Source organism: Xanthomonas prunicola, assembly GCF_002846205.1.
GTDB classification, from domain to species: domain Bacteria; phylum Pseudomonadota; class Gammaproteobacteria; order Xanthomonadales; family Xanthomonadaceae; genus Xanthomonas; species Xanthomonas prunicola.
Genome location: NZ_PHKV01000055.1, coordinates 1 through 1,354, shown reverse-complemented (window position 1 = coordinate 1,354; position 1,354 = coordinate 1). Strand labels below are relative to the sequence as shown.

Below are 1,354 nucleotides of genomic sequence, written 5' to 3'. Positions count from 1 at the left end.
TCGCCTTCACCCAAAGCAACTGATGCCTGCGTAACGCCCGGGAAGGCGGTGGCCTTCCCGGGCGTTTGTCATTGAGGTTTCCCGCTGCCCGCATGAAACGGTGCCTAAGCTGCGGCGGCGGCATCTGCTACGTCTGCAGACCACGCGTGTCGTGCCTAGGCACAGCGCAGGCATGCGCCATCGCCTTTCGATCGCCGTCAGTGGCTGCGCCATTCGGAATTGGTGCCCAAGCACGAAACCCCTGGGTCGCCATCGCATTGCATGGTGCGAGTCTGTGACGCGGGCCGACGTGTGCATACCGTGTGATCGGCCTCTTCGCCAACGTGCAGATCGCTTCCGACTTGGACCTCGTGTCGCGTCGTTGGTGCTTGATCCTTCGCACCACCCATCATCAGGAACGCAAATGAGGCATATCAGAGGGCAGTTATTGCTTGCCGCTTGCATCATCGCAAGCACGGCCAGCGCAGCGTACGCCGGGCAAACTGCGGCGAGCGAATCGGCAGGCCGCACCGCGGCGATCGGGTCCTGGGAAACGACGATCCGCCAGGAGGCGCCAGCGATGGAGGGCTGCTTCCGTTCGACTTTTCCGAACATGGGCTGGCAGGCGGTACGTTGCATGCCATCGTCTAAGCGCGTTCCGCTGCCGTCGACCGCCAACCGCGGTGATGGCCGTACCACGACCGCGCACACCGACAGCACGTTCGTGGTCGGCAATGGCAACGACTACGCCGCCCGCACCAGCCGGCTCACCCGCTCGGCAATCGGCTCCTTTCCCAGCGTGAGCGGCGTGACGACTGGCGTGGTCGACTATTCATTGCAGATCAACACCGATGCCATCAGCAATCCAACCACCTGCCCACAGTTCGGATATTCCTCGTGCCAGACCTGGGAGCAGTTCATCTACGACACCGACTACGATGGCGATAGCAGCAATGGCCGGACGCCGGCTGTCTTCATCGAGAACTGGTTCTACGCGGGCAGCGCCTCAGAATATCAGTCGATCGGTTGCCCGTCCGGCTGGAGCGCCTACGCCGAACAGAACGCCTGCTACCGCGACAGCAACATGGTGAGTGCGCCGCTGGTGCCGGTGTCGAAAATCGGCAGCGTGAAGCTGAGCGGGTCGGCGACTGCGGGAGGCGTCGATACCGTCACGCTGTCCGTTGATGGCCAGGCCTATAGCGTGAGCCAGAGCGCCTCTACGCTGAACATCAACAAGATCTGGCGGCAATCCGAGTTCAACATCTTCGGGCATAACAGCGACAACCCGGTCGTGTCGTTCAATCGCGGCTCGCGTGTCACCGTGGACGTGGCCGTCAACGACGGTACGACCAATGCGCCGACGTGTTTGGGCAAT

The 1,354-nt window shown here is 62.4% G+C and carries 1 protein-coding gene; it reads left to right on the top strand.

Features of this window, described 5'->3' with window-relative positions:
- Nucleotides 1-403: 403 nt before the first annotated feature.
- Nucleotides 404-1,354: hypothetical protein (locus XpruCFBP8353_RS22985; protein WP_249027460.1), on the top strand; the 951-nt coding region annotated here is incomplete at its 3' end.